The sequence below is a fragment of the Actinomycetes bacterium genome (assembly GCA_036000965.1).
GTDB lineage: Bacteria > Actinomycetota > CALGFH01 > CALGFH01 > CALGFH01 > DASYUT01.
This window is the reverse complement of record DASYUT010000245.1, coordinates 1-1,884: the sequence shown is the minus strand read 5'-3', so window position 1 is coordinate 1,884 and position 1,884 is coordinate 1. Positions and strand designations below refer to the sequence as shown.

The following is a 1,884-nucleotide window of genomic DNA, read 5'->3' as shown; positions in this document are numbered from 1 at the left end:
TGTTGGCGCCGTAGGACCCGAGCAGGTACTTGTAGGCGCCCGGGCAAGTGGAGCCGGGGCAGTTCTCGAACGCGCCGCCCGACCAGCCGCCGCCCTCGAGGTAGCCGGTGGCCTGCCAGCCGCTGCTGCCCATGAACGGGCCCTGCAGGGTGAAGCTGTTGATCCAGGTGCCGGGCGGGGCGTGAAAGACCCAGCCGGCGTTGCCGCCGACGCCGGTGGCGAAGTTGCCGTAGATGTGGCGGGCATAGAGCGACGGGCAGACCGCGTACACGGTGATTCCGCTGCCGCCGGTTGACGTGCGTCTGACTTAACGTCCGAAATCTGGGCGTGTATTACGCAGCCAGTTTCGGGGTCGGTCACGGGTCGGGCGGGGTTGGTGGTGTTGATGGTATGCGGTTGTCGTGGCGTGGGTAGCTCCGCGCGGCCGGGCTGTCAACGGCACCGCTGCGCGGCTTGCTGCGCTCGGCCCTGTCGGGCTGCCATTGACAGCCCGGCCGCGCTGCGCTGATTCGGCGGTCAGGTCCGGCGGGGCCGGCCCTCACGGAGATGGCGGTGGCTTCGGCGCTGGTCATCAGGTCAGCCTCGGTTGGGTGTCGCGGTGGTAGGCGAGCCGCTGTTCGCGGGCGCGGGCGAGGCCGGCGCGGCGGGCTCGGCGGATGGCGGGGCCGCGGCCTTCGTGCTCGTCGTCGGGGGTGACGTAGCCGATGCCGGCGTGCAGCCGGACCCGGTTGTACTGGTCGCGCACGGCGTCGAACTCGCGCGCCAGGTCGGCCGGGTCGGTCAGCGCGCACAGGTGCGGCCACTCGTGCTTGAGGTGGCCGAACAGCGACTCGATGTGGGCCTGATCGGTGGGCGTTCCGGGCCGGCCGTAGTGTGTCGCGATGGCGTGCAGGGCCATGAACTCCCTGGTCGAGCCGGAGGTCATCTGGGCGCCGTTGTCTGACACCGAGAGCAGGATCGGCGGCAGCTCAGACGGGTCGGCGCCGGCGCCCAGTTCGTCGACGAGCGTCAGGATCTGGTCGAGCAGCCCCTCGCGCTCGAGCGCCCTGGTGAACAAGGCCTGGACCTGGATGTGGGTCGCCTCCGGACACAGCATGGTGTCGATCCACTTGCGCGAGACGAGGTCGAGGATCGCCAGCGCGCTCGTCCCGGCCTTGGGGAAGTCGCTGAAGTCGTAGCCCCAAACCTGCAGCGGCTTGTACTCGACCCAGTCCGGCCACGGCCGCTGGACGGACTTCTCGCGCGGCGGCCGGTACGGGAGTCGGCGGCCGTACTCGAGCAGCACGCGCAGCAGCGTCGACGGCGACACCCACACCCGGCCGAGATAGGAGCCGCGGTGGGCGAGCTTGCGGTGCGAGCCGTCGATCTCGCCCCACTCGTCGGCCAGCTTGAGGATCGCGGTGATCTCCTCGGGCCGCAGCGCGTGCACCGGCGTGCCGCCCGGCTTCTGATCGCCCAGCAGGCCCAGCGCCGCGCGTTGCTGCCAGCGCCGGGCGCGCCGCTCGGTCAGCCCGAGCACCCGGCAGGCGCGCTGAAAGCTCCAGCCCGCCGCCGTCGCCTCGGCGATCAGCTCCAGCAGCCGCTGCTTGACCCAGGCCTCGACGCGGGCTGGGACGCGGCCTACCAGCCCGAGCTCGTTTTTCCCCGCAAGGCCACGAGTTCGATGGCCTGCTCCTTGACCGTCTCCTCGAGCCGGGCGATCTCCGAGCGCGCCGCCGCCAGCTCGGCATCGGCCGCGCTGTCGCGCCGCCCGGGTCTGGACTGCGCCAAGCCAGCCAGCGCGGACTCGCGCGCGACCCGCCGGATCCGCATGATCGTCGTCGGGTCGACGTTCCACTTTTCCGCCGCCTGGCGCTGCGACAGCTCCCCAGTCAGCAACTGCTG

3 protein-coding genes are annotated in these 1,884 nt (G+C 71.4%); all 3 read right to left on the bottom strand.

All coding sequences use genetic code 11. From position 1 onward, the window contains the following. A partial coding sequence (locus tag VG276_21390; protein HEV8651876.1) for a hypothetical protein occupies positions 1-271 on the bottom strand: 271 nt, incomplete at its 3' end. 300 nt (positions 272-571) lie between these two features. Continuing rightward, positions 572-1,519, bottom strand: coding sequence for an integrase core domain-containing protein (locus VG276_21385; protein HEV8651875.1), 948 nt, complete (start codon positions 1,517-1,519; stop codon positions 572-574). A gap of 101 nt (positions 1,520-1,620) precedes the next feature. Then, positions 1,621-1,884: hypothetical protein (locus tag VG276_21380; GenBank protein ID HEV8651874.1), on the bottom strand; the 264-nt coding region annotated here is incomplete at its 5' end.